Annotated in this window: 18 protein-coding genes; 12 read left to right on the forward strand and 6 right to left on the reverse strand. The window is 68.1% G+C overall.

From position 1 onward, the window contains the following. Positions 1–87 precede the first annotated feature (87 nt). Genes G3M57_RS09675 through G3M57_RS09690 form a run of 4 tightly spaced genes read left to right on the forward strand, consistent with a single transcriptional unit; the run spans position 88 to position 4,684 of the window. Positions 88–927, forward strand: a complete 840-nt coding sequence (locus tag G3M57_RS09675) for an enoyl-CoA hydratase-related protein (RefSeq protein ID WP_056752768.1) — start codon at positions 88–90, stop codon at positions 925–927. An 18-nt stretch (positions 928–945) separates the two neighbouring features. Next, complete coding sequence (locus tag G3M57_RS09680) at positions 946–2,301, forward strand: DUF3667 domain-containing protein (protein WP_163230173.1); 1,356 nt, start codon at positions 946–948, stop codon at positions 2,299–2,301. A 10-nt stretch (positions 2,302–2,311) separates the two neighbouring features. Then, positions 2,312–4,273, forward strand: a complete 1,962-nt coding sequence (locus tag G3M57_RS09685) for an acetyl/propionyl/methylcrotonyl-CoA carboxylase subunit alpha (protein ID WP_163230175.1) — start codon at positions 2,312–2,314, stop codon at positions 4,271–4,273. A gap of 9 nt (positions 4,274–4,282) precedes the next feature. Continuing rightward, positions 4,283–4,684, forward strand: a complete 402-nt coding sequence (locus G3M57_RS09690; RefSeq protein WP_163230177.1) for a DUF1489 family protein — start codon at positions 4,283–4,285, stop codon at positions 4,682–4,684. A gap of 148 nt (positions 4,685–4,832) precedes the next feature. Here G3M57_RS09690 and panC read toward each other — a convergent pair whose 3' ends face one another. After that, positions 4,833–5,678, reverse strand: a complete 846-nt coding sequence (gene panC / locus G3M57_RS09695; RefSeq protein WP_373287731.1) for a pantoate--beta-alanine ligase — start codon at positions 5,676–5,678, stop codon at positions 4,833–4,835. Between the two features lie 196 nt (positions 5,679–5,874). On the opposite strand from panC, the gene mipZ reads away from it, so the two are divergent. Together mipZ and G3M57_RS09705 are read left to right on the forward strand one after the other, a co-directional pair. Beyond that, positions 5,875–6,711, forward strand: coding sequence for a division plane-positioning ATPase MipZ (mipZ, locus tag G3M57_RS09700; protein ID WP_056752781.1), 837 nt, complete (start codon positions 5,875–5,877; stop codon positions 6,709–6,711). Positions 6,712–6,741: 30 nt separating this feature from the next. Further along, positions 6,742–7,167 (forward strand): J domain-containing protein, encoded by a 426-nt coding sequence (locus G3M57_RS09705; RefSeq protein ID WP_163230181.1) that lies wholly within the window; start codon positions 6,742–6,744, stop codon positions 7,165–7,167. 5 nt (positions 7,168–7,172) lie between these two features. Here the strand turns inward: G3M57_RS09705 and G3M57_RS09710 are convergent, their stop codons facing one another. Next, positions 7,173–8,480 (reverse strand): D-alanyl-D-alanine carboxypeptidase family protein, encoded by a 1,308-nt coding sequence (locus tag G3M57_RS09710; RefSeq protein ID WP_056752889.1) that lies wholly within the window; start codon positions 8,478–8,480, stop codon positions 7,173–7,175. Between the two features lie 314 nt (positions 8,481–8,794). On the opposite strand from G3M57_RS09710, the gene G3M57_RS09715 reads away from it, so the two are divergent. The 4 genes from G3M57_RS09715 (at position 8,795) to G3M57_RS09730 (ending at position 11,742) form a co-directional block, all read left to right on the forward strand. Continuing rightward, the gene (locus G3M57_RS09715) at positions 8,795–9,229 is read left to right on the forward strand and encodes a phasin family protein (RefSeq protein ID WP_028040708.1); all 435 of its coding nucleotides are present in this window, start codon (positions 8,795–8,797) and stop codon (positions 9,227–9,229) included. A gap of 124 nt (positions 9,230–9,353) precedes the next feature. Next, positions 9,354–9,812 carry a RidA family protein gene (locus tag G3M57_RS09720; protein WP_056752788.1) on the forward strand — a complete coding sequence of 153 codons (459 nt, stop codon included), beginning with the start codon at positions 9,354–9,356 and terminating at the stop codon, positions 9,810–9,812. Next, positions 9,812–10,585, forward strand: coding sequence for a glycerophosphodiester phosphodiesterase (locus tag G3M57_RS09725; RefSeq protein ID WP_163230183.1), 774 nt, complete (start codon positions 9,812–9,814; stop codon positions 10,583–10,585). Before G3M57_RS09720 ends, G3M57_RS09725 begins: the two co-directional genes overlap by 1 nt. Then, positions 10,582–11,742, forward strand: coding sequence for a GNAT family N-acetyltransferase (locus G3M57_RS09730; RefSeq protein WP_230983932.1), 1,161 nt, complete (start codon positions 10,582–10,584; stop codon positions 11,740–11,742). The genes G3M57_RS09725 and G3M57_RS09730 overlap by 4 nt, the downstream gene beginning before the upstream one ends. On the opposite strand, the gene G3M57_RS09735 is transcribed toward G3M57_RS09730, so the two are convergent. Together G3M57_RS09735 and G3M57_RS09740 are read right to left on the reverse strand one after the other, a co-directional pair. Further along, a complete protein-coding gene (locus G3M57_RS09735; RefSeq protein ID WP_056752798.1) occupies positions 11,739–12,224 on the reverse strand; it encodes a pyridoxamine 5'-phosphate oxidase family protein in 486 nt (161 codons plus the stop codon). The two genes, G3M57_RS09730 and G3M57_RS09735, sit on opposite strands and share 4 nt — an antisense overlap. 59 nt (positions 12,225–12,283) lie before the next feature. Further along, positions 12,284–12,853 carry a DUF5655 domain-containing protein gene (locus tag G3M57_RS09740; protein ID WP_163230187.1) on the reverse strand — a complete coding sequence of 190 codons (570 nt, stop codon included), beginning with the start codon at positions 12,851–12,853 and terminating at the stop codon, positions 12,284–12,286. A gap of 122 nt (positions 12,854–12,975) precedes the next feature. On the opposite strand from G3M57_RS09740, the gene G3M57_RS09745 reads away from it, so the two are divergent. Both G3M57_RS09745 and G3M57_RS09750 read left to right on the forward strand, forming a co-directional pair. After that, positions 12,976–13,407, forward strand: coding sequence for an HIT family protein (locus tag G3M57_RS09745; protein ID WP_163230188.1), 432 nt, complete (start codon positions 12,976–12,978; stop codon positions 13,405–13,407). Between the two features lie 65 nt (positions 13,408–13,472). Further along, complete coding sequence (locus G3M57_RS09750; protein ID WP_163230190.1) at positions 13,473–13,919, forward strand: BLUF domain-containing protein; 447 nt, start codon at positions 13,473–13,475, stop codon at positions 13,917–13,919. Between the two features lie 58 nt (positions 13,920–13,977). Here the strand turns inward: G3M57_RS09750 and G3M57_RS09755 are convergent, their stop codons facing one another. Both G3M57_RS09755 and clpA read right to left on the reverse strand, forming a co-directional pair. Continuing rightward, a complete protein-coding gene (locus G3M57_RS09755) occupies positions 13,978–14,349 on the reverse strand; it encodes a hypothetical protein (RefSeq protein ID WP_163230192.1) in 372 nt (123 codons plus the stop codon). Between the two features lie 103 nt (positions 14,350–14,452). After that, positions 14,453–16,774 (reverse strand): ATP-dependent Clp protease ATP-binding subunit ClpA, encoded by a 2,322-nt coding sequence (gene clpA / locus G3M57_RS09760; protein WP_163230194.1) that lies wholly within the window; start codon positions 16,772–16,774, stop codon positions 14,453–14,455. Positions 16,775–16,778 lie beyond the last annotated feature (4 nt).

Below are 16,778 nucleotides of genomic sequence, written 5' to 3' on the forward strand. Positions count from 1 at the left end.
CAAGCTCAGGATGAGGAATTCAAATGTCGGAGTAGCCCTCATCCTGAGCCTGTCGAAGGACGAGGGCGGACCAAGAAAGTGGAAGCCATGACCAACCCCATCGCCGACCCGATCGTCGAGGTTCCCGACACCGACGCCATGACCCCGCTCGTCCACCTGGACTCCACGCCGGAGGGCGCGGTCACCGTCTGGATCAACCGTCCGGCCAGGAAGAACGCCTTCGACGCGGCGACCATCGCGGCCCTGCACCAGGCGTTCGAGACCCTGCATGGAGCGGAAGGCGTGCGGATCGTCTTCCTGCGCGGGGTGGGCGGGGCGTTCAGCGCTGGCGCCGACCTGGAGTGGATGAAGGCCGCCGCGGACTGGAGCGAGGACGACAACCGCGACGACGCGCTCGGCCTGGCCCATATGCTCAAGGCCCTGCACGACATCCCGGCCCTGACCGTGGCCCTGGTCGAGGGCCCGGCCTTCGGCGGCGGCGCCGGCCTGGTCGCCGCCTGCGACCATGCCCTGGCCACGGCCGACGCCAAGTTCGCCTTCTCGGAGGTCAAGCTGGGCCTGACCCCCGCCACCATCAGCCCCTATGTGATCGCCGCCCTGGGCCCGCGCACCGCCAAGTTGCTGTTCGCCACCGGCCGGGTGTTCGACGCCGACCAGGCCTGGAGCTACGGTCTGGTCGACGAGGTGTTCGACGACGCGGCCGGGCTGGTCGCCGCCCAGGACGCCCTGGTCGAGGAGGTCGCGCTGTGCGCCCCCGGCGCCATCGGCGACGCCAAGGCCCTGGTCAACGACTTCGTCGGCCAGAAGATCGACCGCGGCCTGCTCGACGAGACGGCAAGACGCATCGCCCGCCGCCGCGTGTCCGACGAAGGCCAAGAAGGCGTGCGCGCGTTCCTCGAACGCCGTAAACCCGGCTGGACCATCTAGAGTCGAGCAGGGGGCCATATGACGGGCGAAATGGAAGCGGCGGCGGCGGACTCGTTCAGCGAGTTCTTCAAGCGACGCAGGAAGCACGCCTTCGAAGGCGTCGGAAAGCCGTGCGCCAACTGCCAGACCACGCTTGAAGGCCCTTACTGCCACGCCTGCGGCCAGAACGCCGACACCCACCATCGCTCGATCGGCCACCTGATCTGGGAGGCGATCGAGGGGATGTTCCACCTCGACGGCCGCCTGGCCCTGACCCTGCCGGCCCTGTTCCTGAAACCGGGCGGCCTGGCCAAGGACTACATGGAAGGCCGGATCGTGCGGCACGTGCCGCCGTTCCGCACCTTCCTGGTGGCCCTGCTGCTGTTCATCTTCGCGGCCGAGCACGCGATCCATTCGGCCCAGCACCACGCCGAGGAAGAGGCCCACAAGCGCGCCGAGGCCCTGGCCACGCCGCAAGGGCGGGCCGCCGAGGCCGCCCGCCTGCGCGCCGAAGCCCTCAAGGACCGCGACGCCAGCCTGAAGGAAGCGGCGACGGATCGTGACGCGATCCTGGCCGAGACCGCCAAGGATCGCGACGAGGAGCTGAAAGACCCCGACGAGGAGCGGGCCAAGGTCCTGGAGCGCTATGAACGCGCCGCCGCCAAGGCGCGCGCCGACTATCAGGAAGGCGTGGCCAAGGCCCAGACCGACTACGCCGAAGCCGTCGCCAAGGCCGACCAGATCGCCGCCGGCAAGCTGCCCGAAGGCGTGGGACTGACCCCTGAGGAGGCCCGCAAGGCCGACGCGGCGCGGATTCGGAACCTGTCGCTGAACGGCGAGGTCCCGGCGGTGACGATCCACGACGACGGCAACGTCGAGACCGGCGCCATGCCGCCCGAGGCTCAAGCCGCGCTCAAGGAAGCCGCGGCCAAGGGGCACGATCCGTCCAAGGCTCTCCGCTGGAGCGGCGGCTGGCTAAAGGAAAGCATCGCCAAGGCTCGAGAGAACCCCGAATTCTACGTGTTGGTGCTGTTCACCTGGGGCCACCGCATGGCGGTGTTGCTGCTGCCGATCGTCGGCCTGGCCCTGGCCCTGGTCTATCGCAACAAGCCCAAGTTCTTCATCTACGACCACCTGCTGGTGGCGATGAACCTGCTGTCCTTCGCGTTCCTCACCAACGCCCTGGGCCTGGTCCTACCCGACGCCGCCAAGACCTGGTGGTTCGGGCTCCTGGTGCTCTGGACGCCCGTGAACCTGTTCCAGACGCTGCGGGGCGCCTACGGGTCCAGCATCGTGGGTGCGGCGCTCAAGACGCTGATCGTCTGGTGGGCCACCGTGTTTTCCTTCTCCCTCCTGCTCGTCGGCCTGGCGCTTCTGGCTCTGGCCCAGATCTAGGAATATCGTCTTGATCTCGTCTGTCCTCATCGCCAATCGCGGCGAAATCGCCCGTCGGATCATCCGCACCGCCCGCGAGCTGGGTGTGCGGACAATCGCGGTCTATTCCGAGGCGGACGCGCAGGCGCCGTTCGTGATGGAGGCCGATGTCGCCATCCTGATCGGTCCGGCCCCGGCCCGCGAGAGCTACCTGGTCCCCGAGAAGATCCTGGCCGCCGCCCGCCAGACCGGCGCCGAGGCGATCCACCCGGGCTACGGCTTCCTGTCCGAGAACGCCGACTTCGCCCAGGCGGTGATCGACGCGGGCCTGGTCTGGATCGGCCCGCCGCCCTCGGCCATCCGCGCCATGGGCCTGAAGGACGCGGCCAAGAAGGTAATGATCGCGGCGGGCGTGCCGACCACCCCCGGCTATCTGGGCGAGGACCAGTCGGTCGAACGCCTGGCGGCCGAGGCGGCCCAGATCGGCTTCCCGGTGCTGATCAAGGCCGTGGCCGGCGGTGGCGGCAAGGGCATGCGCAAGGTCGACCGGGCGGAGGACTTCGCCGCCCTGCTGGCCTCGTGCCAGCGCGAGGCCTCGGCCAGCTTCGGCGACGACCGGGTGTTGCTGGAGAAATACGTCACCCGTCCGCGCCATATCGAGGTGCAGGTGTTCGGCGACAGCCACGGCAATGTCGTCCACCTGTTCGAGCGCGACTGCTCGCTGCAGCGCCGCCACCAGAAGGTCATCGAGGAGGCTCCGGCCCCCGGCATGGACGAGGCGACCCGCGCCGCCGTCTGCGGGGCGGCGGTCAAGGCCGCCCAGGCGGTGGGCTATGTCGGGGCGGGCACGGTGGAGTTCATCGCCGACGCCAGCGAGGGCCTGCGCGCCGACCGCATCTGGTTCATGGAGATGAACACCCGGCTGCAGGTCGAGCATCCGGTCACCGAGATGATCACCGGTCAGGACCTGGTCGAGTGGCAGCTGCTGGTCGCCTCGGGCGAGCCCCTGCCGCTGGCCCAGGACGAGATCGAGATCGACGGTTGGGCCATGGAGGCGCGGCTTTACGCCGAGAACCCGGCCACGGGCTTCCTGCCCTCGACCGGTCCCCTGATCCATTTCCGCCTGCCCGAGGGCGACGTGCGGGTGGACAGCGCGGTGGAGGAGGGCGGCGAGGTGACCCCGTTCTACGACCCGATGATCGCCAAGCTGATCGCCCACGGCGTCGATCGCGAGGACGCCGCCGCCCGCCTGGCCGAGGCCTGCCGCCTGGTCGAGGTCTGGCCGGTCAAGACCAACGCCGCCTTCCTGGCCCGCTGCGCCAGCGACCCCGACTTCGTCGGCGGGGCGGTGGACACGGGCTTCATCGAGGCGCGGCTGGAGGACCTGACCCGGCGCGAGTTTTCCGACGCTCCGACCTTGGCGGCGATCGGCCAGCGGCTGGAGGCGTTCATGGAGGCCGACCAGCCCAGGGCCGACGTCTGGGCCAGCGCGCCATCGCGTCTGCTGGGCTTCCGGATGAACGCGCCCCGGGCGGCGATGACGCTGCCGCTCACCGTGGACGGCAAGGCCATGCCGCTGCGCGTGGCTCTGGCGGGGGGAACCGGCGACGACTGGTCGTGGGACATCACGGTCGAGGAGGGCCGGCCGCTGGACGATGTGGACGTGCTGCCCTCGGCGTTCGGCGGCGATCCGCTGTACGTGTTCGAAGGCGGCGACGTCCGCGAGTTCGACTTCACCTACCAGGCCGGCGGCGCTCATGCGGCGGCCTCGGACGGCGCGATCCTGTCGCCGATGCCGGGCAAGATCGTCTCGGTGGCCGTCGAGGCCGGCCAGGCGGTGGTCAAGGGCCAGACCCTGCTGACCCTGGAGGCCATGAAGATGGAGCACGCCCTGGCCGCGCCGTTCGACGGCGTGGTCGCCGAGCTGTCGGCCGTCACCGGCGGCCAGGTCAGCGAAGGCGTGGTGCTGGCGAAGCTGGAGCCGGTCGCCTAAGTAGCCGCCATGCCCCTGCACATCATCAAGCTGGTCGTCGGCTGCGACAACATCGACGAACTCGTCGCCTGGCACGCCGAGGCCGACCGCCCGTGGATCATGCACACCCGCATGACGCCCAAGCGTGTCGACGAGGTGCTGGACGGCGGCTCGCTCTATCGCGTGATGAAGGGCCAGATCCTGTGCCGCCAGACGATCCTGAAGATCGACACGGTGGGCGAGGGCCAGGCCTCGCGCTGCGAGGTGACGGTCGATCCGACCATCGTCCGCGTCGCGCCCACGCCCCGCCGCCCCTTCCAGGGCTGGCGCTACCTCAAGCACGAGGACATCCCGCCGGACCTGACCGAAGCCGAGGCGGCCGAAATGCCGGCCGACCTGGCGCGCCAGTTGCGGGAGCTTGGGGCGTGGTGATCACCCCATAATCCGCTCATCCCGGCGAATGCCGGGACCCAGATGGGATAGCTGGGAGGTGGGTTCCTCTAGCTCTGAGTTCATCCCATCAGGCGCAACGCCATAGGATCTGGGTCCCGGCATTCGCCGGGATGAGCGGGTTCTTGAGCTAGACCGCCATGTTGTCGATCAGCCGGGTTCTGCCCAGCCAGGCCGCCACCAGGATGCGGCCGTCGGCCCCGCCGATCGGGCCCGGACCCAGGCGCGACAGGTCGCTCGCCTCGCGGATATCGACATAGTCCACCTGGCGGAAGCCGGCGGCGAGGATGGCGGTCTTGGCGGTTTCCTCGGCTTCGTCGATCCGTCCGCCCGCGGCGACGGCCTCGGCGGCGGTCTTGATCGCATTCGGCAGCGCGACGGCGGCGGCGCGCTCTTGAGCGCTGAGATAGGCGTTGCGCGAGGACAGGGCCAGGCCGTCCTCGGCTCGCGCGGTGGGGGCGCCGACGATCTCGACCGGGATGTCCAGGTCCCGGACCACCCGCCTGATGACCTGGAGTTGCTGGTAGTCCTTCTCGCCGAAGATGGCGACGTCAGCCTGGGATTGCAGCAGCAGCTTGGTCACGACCGTGGCCACCCCGCCGAAGAACTGCGGACGGGCCGCGCCCTCCAGCGGCTCGGAGACGCCGGTCAGGTTGACCGTGGTCGAGAACCCAGGGGCGTACATTTCCGACACGTCCGGCGCGAACATCAGGTCGCAACCGACCTCGGCCAGCAGCTCGGCGTCGCGGGCCTCGCCGCGTGGATAGGAGTCGAAGTCCTCGTGCGGGGCGAACTGCTTGGGGTTGACGAAGACGCTGGCCACGGTGCGCCGCGCCTGGACTTGGCCGAGCTGGATCAGCGACAGGTGGCCCTCGTGCAGGGCGCCCATGGTCGGGATCAGCGCCACGCGCTCGCCGGCGGCCTTCCAGGCGGCGACCTGGGCGCGCAGGTCGGCGACGGTGCGGACGATTTTCAGCGTCGATTTCGCCACGGCGAACTCCTGCCTCGAACAGGCGTTGGCTTATGACGGACGCACGCCCAGGCGTCCACCTGCGACAATGGGTCCACAGGGAAGCGACCCCGGGATTGACGTGGCGTCCTCTCAGGGCGTCTCCTGCATGTTAATCTTTCATTGAGAGTCGCCGAGTCGGGCGAAAAGAAGGAAAGAAGGCATGGCCGAAACGCGTGTCATCGTCGTCGGCAACGAGAAGGGCGGGGCGGGCAAGTCCACCATCGCCGTCCATCTCGCCACGGCGCTGCTCTATGGCGGCGCCAAGATCGCGCTGCTGGATCTCGACCTGCGCCAATGCACCTCGATGCGGTTCTTCGAGAACCGCAAGGCCTGGGTGGCCGGCAACGGCGTGACCCTGCCCGAGCCGCTGCCGTTCCGGCTCAGCGACGACGACGTCGCCCTGGCCGCCGCGCCGGAAGCCGACCAGGTGGCCAAGTTCGAGGCCGCCTTCGTCGCCGCGCGCGAGGCCGCTGACTTCGTGCTGATCGACACCCCCGGCGGCGATACGGCCATCTCGCGGATGGCCCACGGCCTGGCCGACCTGATCGTCACCCCGATGAACGACAGCTTCGTCGACTTCGACATGCTGGGCCACGTCGATCCGGTGACGATGGAGCTGCAGAAGCCCAGCCTCTATTCGCTGACCGTCTGGGAGGCCCGCAAGGCCCGCGCCCTGTCGGGCCAGCGCCAGGCCTTGGACTGGGTGGTGCTGCGCAACCGCCTGGCCACCACCGAGGCTCGAAACCGCAAGCGCGTCGAGGACCGGCTGACGGCCCTGTCCAAGCGGGTCGGCTTCCGCATGGGCCCCGGCCTGCGCGACCGGGTCATCTATCGCGAGCTGTTCCCGTTCGGCCTGACCATCGCCGACCTGTCGCCTCAAGTGCGCCCGGTGCCGGTGTCGCTGCAGCACCTGGCCGCCCGCCAGGAACTGCGGGCCCTGATGCACGCCCTTGGCCTTTCGGCCTATTCCGGGGAAACTCTGCTCGCCGCCCAGTAACGCAAGGGCCGGCGCCGGGATTCACGCTTCATGTTTTATCTGCTGCTGGGCGGCGCGATCCTGCTGTTCGTCCTGTCGGGCCGCGCCACCCGCGTCTTGAAGGGCGACGGCTGGCGGATCGGCGCGGGCGTAACGGCGCTGCTGGCCTTCGCGGGCGCGGCCTATGCCGGCGTGCGCAGCGAGTGGCCGGTCTGCATCGTGCTGCTGGTGATCGGCGCCTGGAGCGCCACGACCGCCCGCCAGCGCCCGGCGGTCTCCAAGGCCCGGAGGACCGAGGGCGGGCCAAGCCTGGCCGAGGCGAGGGCGATTCTTGGTGTCGGGCCGCAGGCGTCCAAGGCCGAAATCCAGGCCGCCTATTCGCGCCTGATCCGCATGGCCCACCCGGACAAGGGCGGCACGGCTGGCTTGGCCGCGCAGCTCAACGCCGCGCGGGACCGGTTGCTGGACGGAAAGTAGGGCGCTTACCGCGGGGCCAGGACCATGCAGGGCTGGCGCTTGGCGCTGATCGCGCGGCAGGCGCCGCGAGCCGCGTCGGCGGTCAGGCCCTGGAACTGGGCGCGGAAGGTGCTGCTGGCGGCCCCTTCGACCGCGCCCTCGGCGTCGGCCACGAACTTCGAGAAGCGCGAGCGGACCAGCGCCAGCTGCTCGTTGGCCAGGCTCTTGGACTTGAAGGCCCCGACCTGCACGGCCCATTCGCCCTTTGCCTTCTTCGGCGCGGGCTTGGCCTGGGCCGCCTTCAGGGTCGGCGAGACCTTCAGGGCGGCGGGAGGACGGGGATTGTCGGTCAGCACGATCTTCAGCCCGGCCTGGTCGCCGTCGCCTTCCTCGGTGGAGGGACGCATGATCGGGCCGGTCGGCTCATCTTCGTACAGGTTGGCGGCGATGGTCGTGCGCTCGCCGTGCGAGCGGCGCTTGAGCACGTCGAAGCCGGTGGTCAGCAGGTCTTCCATGTTGTTGTCGCGCCAGGCGGTGGACGACCCGCCCAGGACCACCGCGATCAGGCGGCGGCCGTCGCGCACGGCCGAGCCGGCGAGGTTGTAACCCGAGGCGTTGGTGTAGCCGGTCTTCAGGCCGTCGAAGCCCTGCATGTTGGTCAGCAGGCGGTTGTGGCCCGGGATATAGCGGCCGCGGAACTCGAAGCCCTTGATGCTGAAGTAGGAATAGTACTGCGGGAAGTCGCGCATCGTGGCGCGCGACAGGATGGCCAGGTCGCGGGCGGTCGAGATCTGCCGGCTGTCGGGCAGGCCCGAGGCGTTGACGAAGCGGCTGTTGCGCATGCCCAGTTCTTGGCCGCGCAGAGTCATCAGGGCGGCGAACCGCGACTCGCTGCCGCCGAGTCGCTCGGCCATGGCCACGGCGGCGTCGTTGGCCGACTTCACCGTCATGGCGCGGATCGCCTCGTCGACGCTGATGCTGTCGCCGGGCTGCAGGCCCAGCTTGGTCGGCGTCTGGGCGGCGGCGTGCGATGAGAAGGGCACGCGGTCGGTCAGCTTCAGCCGGCCTTCGCTGAGCGCCTCGAAGGTGAGGTACAGCGTCATGATCTTGGTGACCGACGCCGGGTAGCGCGGGCTGTCGGCCCTTTTGTCATAGAGCATCTCGCCTGAATTGGCGTCGATGACGATGGCCGCGTACTTCGGCTCGGCGCTGTTCATCTGCAGATACGGGATCTGAGCCGAGGCGGAGACCGGGGCGGCCAGGCCGCTCAGCATGGCGCCGGCCACACCGAGAGCGGCAAGAACGGAGCGGACCGGGATAAACTTGGCGAACATGGCGAATGCGTCCGTCATTTGAACTGAGCGGTTCCGCACCGCCACACGCGTGACATTAGCATGCGCGTCGTGGCCTTTCGCTAAGGTAAACAAGTGGTGAGCGATTTCGCCGCAGAGATGGATAATTTCAAGGCGTTGCGGCGAAGCTTCGGTCTCGCGCCCAAGGCGAGCGAATGTGTCCGTCGGTTTATGGTGCGCTGCACAATTTTCTTGACTGCTGCGGTGCAACATGAGACACCGGTGTTGTCCCAACGCATGGCCTGGACCCGCTTCTCCATCGTCGTGCCCCGCCCCCTCTGCCAGGAGTCTCCCCCATGGCCGCCGCTGAAACCCTGAAGAACACCGTCGAACAGTTCAGCACCGCCTCGAACCAAGCGTTCAAGGACGGCGTCGAGAAGTCTCTGGCCGCTCTGGCCGAGGCCAACACTCATTCGAAGAAGAACCTGGAAGCCGTCGTCGCCTCGGTGACCGCCGCCACCAAGGGCGCCGAAGCCCTGGGCGCCCAGACCTTCGCCTATTCGAAGAAGGCCGCCGAGGACCAGGTCGCCGCCGCCAAGTCGCTGGCCGCCGCCAAGAGCGTCCAGGAAGCCGTCGAGCTGCAGACCGCCTGGGCCAAGTCGGCCCTGGAAGCCTACATCGCCCAGGTCAGCAAGGCCTCGGAGATCGTTTCGGCCTCGATCAAGGACTCGGTGAAGCCGCTGAACGAGCGCGTCACCGCGACCGTCGAAAAGCTGCAAGCCGCCCGCTAAAGGCGACCGGCTCCTTCCAGAGCCGAGAACAGTTTGAAGGCCCGAGCCGGCAACGGTTCGGGCCTTTTTTCTTGTCCTGGCATCCCGCCGCGCTAAGCATGCGTCCAAGTCATTGGAGTGCGTGATGTCGAAGGTCGAACAGCGTCTGGCGGAACTGGGCATCGTGCTGCCGCAACCGGTCGCGCCGGTCGCCAACTATGTGCCGTTCGTCGCGACGGGGAACCTGATCCACATCTCAGGCCAGATCTCGCTCGACGCCAATGGCGGCCTGAAGGGCACGGTCGGGACGGACGTCGACCTGGAGACCGCCCAACAGGGCGCGCGGCTGTGCGGCATCAACCTGCTGGCCCAGATGAAGGCGGCCGTCGGCGACCTGGACCGGGTCAAGCGCGTGGTCAAGCTGGGCGGCTTCGTCCAGGTCAGCCAGGACTTCATCGACATCCCCAAGGTGATCAACGGCTGCTCGGACCTGATGGTCGAGGTGTTCGGCGACGCCGGCCGCCACGCGCGCTCGGCCGTCGGCGTCTACAAGCTGCCGCTGGGCTTCTCGGTCGAGGTCGACGCCGTGGTCGAGGTGGCCTGATGCGCGCGCGGCCCCGCCCCGCGACCGAAGCGTTTGGCGAGGCGTGGGAGCGCCTGTTCGAACCGGCGGTGGCGCATCGTGGGCTGTGGTCGCCGGATGGTGCGCCCGAAAACTCCCTGGCCGCCTTCCAGGCCGCCTGCGCCCACGACTATGCGATCGAGTTGGACGTCCAGCTGACCGCCGACAACCACGTGGTGGTCTTCCACGACGATCACCTGGAGCGCCTGACGGGCGTGCCGGGGCGTCTGCGCGATCACACCGCCGCCGACCTTGGCGAGTTGAAGCTGTCGGGTACGGACGAGACTATCCCCACCCTGGCCGACGCTCTGACCCTGATCGGCCATCGGGCCATGGTCTATATCGAGCTGAAGACCCCGTTCGGCGAGGTCGGCGAGCTGGAGAAGCAGGTCAGCGAGATCCTGCTGGACCACAACGGCCCAACCGCGGTGATCGGCTTCAATCCCTATTCCCACGCCTGGTTCGCCGAGCACCAGCCGCAGATCCTGCGCGGCCTGGACAGCTATGGCTGGGCCGACGAGAGCGCCCGCAAGCTGGCGCCGGAGCTGCGCAAGTCCCTGGCCAATCTCGAGCAGATCGAGATCGCTCGGCCGGACTTCCTGGCCCTGGGGCTGGACATGCTGCCCAGCGCCCGCGCCGACCAGCTGCGCGCCAAGGGCATGCCGGTTATCGCCTGGACGGTGCGTTCGGCCGAGCAATGGGACGGCGTCCGCGACCATTGCGACAACCTGATCTTCGAGGGCTTCGCCGCGTGACAGGCGTCAAGGCGGAGGTGCGCGTCCACCGGCGTATCGCCGAGATCGGCCGCGACGCCTGGGACGCCTGCGCCGCCCCGCACGGCGATCCCTTCGTCAGCTTCGACTTTCTGGACGCATTGGAAGAGAGCGGCTGCGCGGTCGAACGCACCGGCTGGGCGCCGCATCACCTGTCGGTCGAGGACGAGGCCGGCCGGGTGGCGGCGGTCATGCCGCTATACCTGAAGTCTCACAGCCAGGGCGAATACGTCTTCGACCACAGCTGGGCCGACGCCTATGAGCGGGCAGGCGGGCGTTATTATCCCAAGCTCCAGTGTTCGGCGCCGTTCTCGCCCGTGACCGGGCCACGACTGATCGTGCGGCCGGACATCGACGTCGACGACGGCCGCTCGGCTCTGCTGGGCGGCGCGCTCACGCTTTGCGACCGCCTTAATGCCTCGTCCCTGCACGTGACCTTCCCGACAGCCGACGAATGGACGTGGATGGGCCAGCGCGGGATGCTGCGCCGCCAGGACCAGCAGTACCACTGGTTCAACCGGGGCTATGCGACCTTCGAGGATTTCCTGACCTCGCTGTCGTCCAATCGCCGCAAGACCATCCGCCGCGAGCGCCGCGACGCCCAGGCTGGGCTGGAGATCGTGGCCCTGACCGGCGAGGCGTTGACCGAAGAGCACTGGGACGCCTTCTTCGGCTTCTACATGGACACCGGCGGCCGCAAGTGGGGCCGGCCCTATCTGAACCGGGCCTTCTATTCGCTGCTGGGCCAGCGGATGGCCGACAAGGTGCTGCTGATCCTGGCCCGCCGGCCGGGCGGTCCCTGGATCGCCGGGGCCCTGAACCTGATCGGCGGCGACTGCCTGTACGGCCGCCACTGGGGCTGCACCGAGGACGTGCCGTTCCTGCATTTCGAGCTCTGCTACTACCAGGCCATCGAGCACGGGATCCGCCTGGGCCTGCCGCGCGTCGAGGCCGGGGCCCAGGGGCAGCACAAGATCGCCCGCGGCTACTTGCCCAGCCCGGTCTATTCGGCCCACTGGATCGCCGACCCGGCCCTCCGCGAGCCGGTGGCGCGCTACCTGGAGCGCGAGCGCGAGGCGGTCGACGCCGAGATGGCGGTGCTGACCGAGGAGTTTTCGCCCTTCCGTCAGGCGCCTTAGCCCAGCCGGGTCTCGGCCACCTTGTCCTCGTAGTCCTTCTTGGGGTCGCGCCCGAGCAGCATCTTCAGGCCCGCGAACAGGCTGTTCTCGTTGAGCCAGATCTGGGCGTCGCCGGCGTCGAAGCGGAGCAGGCGGATCTTGGGGTCGGCCTTGCCCTCGAACCAGGCGGCGACGAAGGGATTCCACAGACGATCGATCGTGGCGCGGTCGTCGTGCACGGACAGGCCGCCTTCCACCGAGGCGAACAGGTCATGGCCTTTGGACGCGAAGTGCAGCACCGCATCCTTCTGGCTGGCGAGTTCAGCCACCAGGTCGCTGTCGGACGAGGTGAAGAACCAGATCGGGCCGCCGTCGTCGTCCTCGACCAGCGCGGTCAGCGGCTGGGCGCGGCCGCCCTCGACCCCGGCCAGGCCGACCATGGCGGTGCGGTCGGACTTCAGCGATTTCCAGAACTTGGCGACGAGCTCGGCTTCCTTGGGCATGCGTCTTCCTCCGTTGGCCTAAGCGAACGAGGAGCTAAGGCGAGCGTTCCGGCGGCGTGTCACGATCGTTCGAAAGCGGCCTTCAGCAGGGCGCGAACCTCACCGTCCACGTCGGCCGGGGACCTGAGCGGCAGCTTGGCCTTCAAGCGTTCGGACCAGCTTTCGGTCTTCGGCTCCAACAGGCGAGGGGAGGTGTCCGGCGGCACGGCCAGACCCAGCACCGCGGTCCCGCCCTTGACCGGCTTGGCCGCCGCGAACTGGAACTCACGCGACCAGGCGCTGTAGGTCTTGCGCTGGCCCACGACCAAGCCGTCGAAGTCCGCGATCGCCGCCTCCACCGCCTGCAGGATCGCCAGCGAAGCCGGGTCGGTCCAGAGGGCGGCGCGGGTCTCGTCGGGATTGTCCCAGGCCCGTTCGGACGGGAAGGCCACCGACAGGACATAGCTGGCCCGGTTCTGGCCCAGGCCGTGGTGTTCCTTGAGCCAGCCGAGCTGCGCGCGGGGCTTGGTCTCGGGGCAGGTTCTGGCGATCGCAACCCAGTCGCCCAGGCTCTTGCCGGTGTCGCGCGCCAGGCCCTCGCGCACCGAGGCGAACCACTTCCTCTGGCGTTCGGTCAGGTGTTCGGTCATGGGCGGTGTCCTCCAACGCGGTCGACCAGTTCGGCCGGCATTTCCCGGCGCGCGAGGCTCGCGGTCATTTGCGCGCCCCGCTCGGTTTGGTAGGTACGGTTCCGATCACGCCGGAGACGATCATGAGCCTTCACGGAACCTACGACGCCGACAATATCTTCGCCAAGATCATCCGCGGCGAGGTCCCGGCCGCGAAGGTGTTCGAGGACGACCAGGTCCTGGCCTTCATGGACGTCTTCCCGCAGTCGCGCGGCCATGTGCTGGTCATCTCCAAGACCAGCCAGGCCCGCAACCTGCTGGAGGCCGAGACCAAGACGCTGGGCCGGCTGATCGGGGCGGTGCAGAAGGTGACCCAGGCCGTGACGACGGCCCTGAAGCCCGACGGCGTGGTGGTGACCCAGTTCAACGGCGCGCCCGCCGGCCAGACGATCTTCCATCTGCATTTCCACATCATTCCCCGCTACGAGGGCGAGGCCCTGGGGCGGCATGGCGAGGGCATGGCCGACGCCGAAGAGCTCAGGCGCCTGGCGGAGAAGATCGCGGCGGCGCTCTAAGCTGAACCTTTGTCCTCATCGAGCATTGCGCCATGGTGGTGCTGGCTTTTGGGGGGGGCGGGTTCATGTTGGAGTTCGACGACGCGCCGAAAGGCCTGGTGCGCCTGATCTACGCCAGTCGCGCCCAGGAGCTGGGGCGTGGCGGATTGCCCGAAATGGTTCGGACCATCCTGCTCAAGTCCATCCAAAACAACCGCATGGCGGCGGTGACCGGGTTCCTGGTGGCCGGCGAGGGCCGTTTCCTGCAGTTGCTTGAGGGACCGGCCGGCGAGGTCGAGCAGACCTTCGAGCGTATCCGACGGGATGATCGCCACGGCGACGTCCAGGTGATCTCGCGAGGCGCCGTCGAGCGCCGGATGTTCCGCGACTGGAACATGGCCCAGCATCAGATCGTCGCCGCCGACCGCAGCGTCCTGAACAAGGTCGGGTTGACCGCCTTTACGCCCGATGGCCTGGACGAGGCGCGCGCCCTGACCCTGCTGACAACGTTCGGCGCTCAGCACCTCCGCTAGACAGCCCGCGAGGGCGGAAGCCTGGTCGGCGCCGCCGCGCCCCCGCGCCGTCGCCCGGCTAGGACCCTAGCTTGATGATCGCCGTGGCCAGGCCGACGATCGCCGTCATGCCGCCCATCAGGGCCAGGCCCTGAAAGCGGAGCTTGTCGTTCAGTTCGGCCAGGATCTGGTGCTTGGCGACGGCCAAGTCCGCCTTCAGGGCCTGGATGTCCATCTTGGTCGCATGGGCGAGTTCGGCGAGATCCGCCTTGGTCGCCATGTTGGCGAGGTCGGTCTTCGTCGCTGTGTCGGCCTTGGTGGCCAGGCCGCTGATGTCCGGAAACTGCGCCGTCGATTGCACCAGCTCCACGATCGCTTCCGCCGCGCGCTCTTCCAGTCCCGCGTCGCGGAGGCGTTTCGTTGCTCCGAGCGTGTCGAAGGCGACTGACATGGGATCAACCTAGTCGCGTGTTCTCGTTTTGTCCAGTCGCATTTCGAGAGCGCTTCAATAGCAAAGAGGCCCGGATCGCTCCGGGCCTCTCGCTGTTTTCGACCTATTCGGTGAGCGCCGGTTCGGCCTCGTCTTCCTTGGTCGCCTTGCCGGGCTTTTCCGGATTGGACTCGATCTCGAAGGCGATCTTGCCGTTCTCCAGGACCACCTTGACGTGGCCGCCGCGGACCAGGCGTCCGAACAGGATGTCGTCGGCCAGCGGCTTCTTGATGTGCTCCTGGATGACCCGCGCCAGGGGGCGGGCGCCGTAGAGCTCGTCGAAGCCGTTCTTGGCCAGCCAGTCGGCCGCGTCGTCGCTCAGCGAGACCGTCACGTTCCGGTCGGCCAGCTGGGCCTCCATCTGCATGACGAACTTCTGCACGACCTGGCGGATGATCTCCGGCGTCAGCGGCTTGAAGGCCACCACCGCGTCGAGGCGGTTGCGGAACTCGGGCGTGAACAGGCGCTTGAGCGCGGCCTCTTCCTCGCCCTGCACCTTGTCGCGGCCGAAGCCGATCGCCTGGCGTTGGGCGTCCGAAGCCCCGGCGTTGGTGGTCATGATCAGGATGACGTTCCTGAAGTCGACCTTCTTGCCGTTGCTGTCGGTCAGCACCCCGTGGTCCATGACCTGGAGCAGGATGTTGTAGACGTCCGCGTGCGCCTTTTCGATCTCGTCCAGCAGCACCACGGCGTGCGGATGCTGGTCGACGGCGTCGGTCAGCTGGCCGCCCTGGTCGTAGCCGACATAGCCGGGAGGGGCCCCGATCAGGCGGCTGACGGTGTGGCGCTCCATGTACTCCGACATGTCGAAGCGGATCATCTCGATCCCGAGCGTCGAGGCCAACTGCTTGGCGGCTTCGGTCTTGCCGACGCCGGTCGGGCCGCTGAACAGGTAGCTGCCGATCGGCTTGTCCGGGTCGCGCAGGCCGGCCCGGGCCAGCTTCATGGCCGAGGACAGCTGCAGAAGCGCCTCGTCCTGGCCGAACACGGCGCGCTTCAGGTCAGCCTCCAGCTCGCGCAGCGACTCGGTGTCGGACTTGCTGACCGACTTGGGCGGGATGCGGGCGATCTTGGCCACGACGGCCTCGATCTCCTTGACGCCCAGGACCTTCTTGCGGCGGCCTTCCGGCAGCAGCATCTGGCCCGCGCCCGCCTCGTCGATCACGTCGATCGCCTTGTCGGGCAGCTTGCGGTCGGTGATGTACTTGGCCGACAGCTCAACGGCCACCTTGAGGGCGTCGTTGGTGTACTTCAGCTTGTGGAAGTCCTCGTAGTAGCTCTTCAGCCCCTTGAGGATCTTGATGGTGTCTTCCACCGTCGGCTCGTTGACGTCGATCTTCTGGAAGCGACGGACCAGGGCCCGATCCTTCTCGAAGTGCTGGCGGAACTCCTTGTAGGTGGTCGAGCCCATGCAGCGCAGGGTGCCCGAGGCCAGGGCGGGCTTGAGCAGGTTGGAAGCGTCCATCGCCCCGCCCGAGGTGGCGCCAGCGCCGATCACCGTGTGGATCTCGTCGATGAACAGCACCGCGTTCGGGTGGTTCTCCAGTTCCTTGACCACCTGCTTGACGCGTTCCTCGAAGTCGCCGCGATAGCGGGTGCCGGCCAGCAGCGCGCCCATGTCGAGCGAGTAGATGGTGGCTTCCGCCAGGACTTCGGGGACCTGGTGGGTGATGATCTTGCGAGCCAGGCCCTCGGCGATGGCGGTCTTGCCGACACCGGGCTCGCCGACCAGCAGCGGATTGTTCTTGGTCCGGCGGCACAGGATCTGGATCGCGCGTTCCACTTCGTTCGCGCGGCCGATCAGCGGGTCGACCTTGCCCTGGCGGGCCTTTTCGTTGAGGTCGACGCAATAGGCTTCGAGGGCCTCGCCACCGGTCTTGGTGTTGGGCTTTTCGACGTCTTCCTCGACCGTGGCGCCCTTGGCCGTCTTGGGCTCGGAGGCGCCGGCCTTCTTGGCGATGCCGTGGGCGATGAAGTTCACCGCGTCATAGCGGGTCATGTCCTGCTCTTGCAGGAAGTAGGCGGCGTGGCTCTCGCGTTCCGAGAAGATGGCGACCAGGACGTTGGCGCCGGTCACCTCCTCGCGGCCGGAGGACTGCACGTGGATCACAGCGCGCTGGATCACGCGCTGGAAGCCCGCCGTGGGCTTGGCGTCGTCCTCGTCGTCGACGACCAGCGAGGCCAGTTCGACGTCGAGATAGTTCACGAGGCTCTTCTTCAGAGCGTTGAGGTCGACATCGCAGGCGCGCATGACGCCGGCCGCGTCGTCGTCGTCAGTGAGCGACAGCAGCAGGTGTTCGAGCGTGGCGTACTCGTGCTTGCGCTGGTTGGCGTAAGCGACGGCGCGATGCAGGGATTCTTCAAGTGGGCGCGAAAAAGAGGGCAAGGGG

The organism is Caulobacter rhizosphaerae (assembly GCF_010977555.1).
In the GTDB taxonomy this organism is placed as follows: domain Bacteria; phylum Pseudomonadota; class Alphaproteobacteria; order Caulobacterales; family Caulobacteraceae; genus Caulobacter; species Caulobacter rhizosphaerae.